At 42.8% G+C, this 2,323-nt stretch carries 2 protein-coding genes; one reads left to right on the forward strand and one right to left on the reverse strand.

What is annotated here, in order from left to right:
* The coding region (locus AC1DVB_RS26710) for a flavin monoamine oxidase family protein (RefSeq protein WP_477591828.1) at window positions 1-830 on the reverse strand (830 nt) is incomplete at its 3' end.
* A 324-nt stretch (window positions 831-1,154) separates the two neighbouring features.
* Here AC1DVB_RS26710 and AC1DVB_RS26715 point away from each other — a divergent pair.
* A partial coding sequence (locus AC1DVB_RS26715; protein ID WP_477591830.1) for a cytochrome ubiquinol oxidase subunit I occupies window positions 1,155-2,323 on the forward strand: 1,169 nt, incomplete at its 3' end.

The raw sequence follows: 2,323 nt of genomic DNA on the forward strand, positions 1-2,323 counted from the left end.
GAATGGATGGTGACTTGATTATCATGTTGAATGATCTTTGTCACTTCATATCTGAAGATTAAATTATCCTTCAATTCCGGTAGAAAGGCATAAGGAAGCCGGTCGTTTCCTCCTTCGATTGAAAAAAATTTCACGTCTGGATTAAAGAGCGGCATAAGCTCCCGAAGTATGGCCGGAAAAGAAAGTTCCGGGAATCCCTCTAAACCCATTAGGACTTTGATGCTTTCAATCGCCCCTGTAGATAGACTGATTCCGACTGGATTATACTGCAAAAAGAAGCTCATGGAGTATTTATCAAACTCTTTAATGACAATTTCCCAATTTCTACGCGGGTTTTGAATGATGAAGTCAGTCACAGGCTTGATTGCCATGTTGAGTAATTCTTCAGCTGTTTTACCCCTTTCATGGGGAGCTACAGGATACCTCAGTATATCCGGGTTCCGTTGATATATCGCAGCAGTCGTCTTGATTCCATTGGCATAAATGGGATCATTAGGAGTCGCATTCACAAAAGTGTTGACTCGTAAACCATACTTCTTGATGTATTCAGCAACTAAGTAATGATAATTCGGAATGCGCATGGCACCGGCTTCAAGGTAGGAACCTTCTAAAAATGGCTCCCGTATGGTCAAAACACGCCCTCCGACCCTCCCGGTTGCTTCCAATATCGTAACATCGTGCCCCGCTTGTTTTAAAAGGGATGCTGCAACCAACCCAGACATGCCTGCACCAATGATAATGATTTTTTTGGGGATTGGGGTAGGCCCCAGGCCATTTTTGATCACAGCCAGCATTTGTTCGGGTGATAACGGATCTTTGGAAAAGGACAAAATGTTTTTCTCCTCTCTTGTTACACTTTCTATATGGGATTTACGCTATCTTATTCCGATTGGGTCACCATTTATGAAGAATATTCAATAATTTGTCATCTAAATGCTTATTAACAAATTTTTAGTGCATTGGTGAATTCCACGCAATATATATACCGAAAATAACCTCGATAGAATATATTCTAAACAATCATCCAAAAACATCATTAAGTGAAAACCGAGCTTCTGCAAAACCTATGAAAAATTAGTTTGAGGAATATTATTAAATATTTTCCTATACAGAGGAGATACTACCAAGAGACAAAGGGTAGAAAGGAAGACAGTATGGATCATATACAAATGGCCCGCGCAATGTTCGGGACGAATATGGCTGTACATATCATATTTGCAACGATTGGCGTCGGGTTGCCGATGATGATGTTGGCAGCGGAATTGATGTATCAAAGGACAAAGGATTTACAGTATGTCGTCATGGCTAAACGCTGGACCAAAACATTAGGGGTTTTACTTGGGGTCGGGATTCCGACTGGTACGATTGCGGGTGTGCAGCTGTCACTATTATGGCCTGGGTTCATGGAAGTGATAGGACGTGTCATGGCGCTTCCATTCCAAATCGAGATTTATGCATTCATGGTTGAAGCGCTGTTCATGTCAATCTATGTGTATGCTGCTGAAAAAATCAAACCATGGGCCCGAATCGTGAGTTTATTCTTTGTTGCATTCGGAGCATTGGCTTCGGCTGTTTTGATTTCGAATGTCCATGCTTTTGAAGGGACTCCTGCTGGGTTCCGGTTTGAAAATGGGGAAATCGTCGATGTCGATCCTTGGGCGGCATTTTTTAACCCAAGTTTCTTGGTGACGGCAGGACATACGGCCCTGACTGCTTATACTACAGGCGCTTTTGTCGTGGCGTCCGTCGCAGCCTATAAGATGCTGAAAAATAAATATGGCACTGCTGAATTTAATTTTCACCAAAAAGCACTTAGGCTCAGTATTGTCTTGGGCTTGGTTTTTTCGTTTTTGACGGCATTGAACGGTCATGCGACTACGCAGCATTTATATAGGGAACAGCCGGAAAAACTGGCAGCGGCAGAAGGGTTGTTTGAAACACAGGACCATGCCGGACTTACCTTGTTCGGTTATACCGATAGGGAAGCTCAGGAAGTGAAGTATGGGATTGAATTTCCATGGTTATTAAGCTTTCTATCTGGTAATAGCTTTGATACGGTTGTGACCGGTTTGAACGATTTTCCGGAAGAGTATTGGCCGCCGCTTTATGTCCATATCTTATTCAATGCCATGGTCATGATTGGTTCAGGCTTAATCGCGTTGGCACTGTTTGCATTGGTATGGAATAAATGGCTGAAAAAGGAGACATATCCGAAATGGATTCTTTGGCTGTTTGTTGCATCAGGGCCGCTTTCGGTAATTTCRATAGAATGCGGTTGGATTTTTGCCTGTACCGGCAGACAGCCATGGACGATATACAGGAT

Source organism: Peribacillus sp. P4_D6 (genome assembly GCF_056401795.1).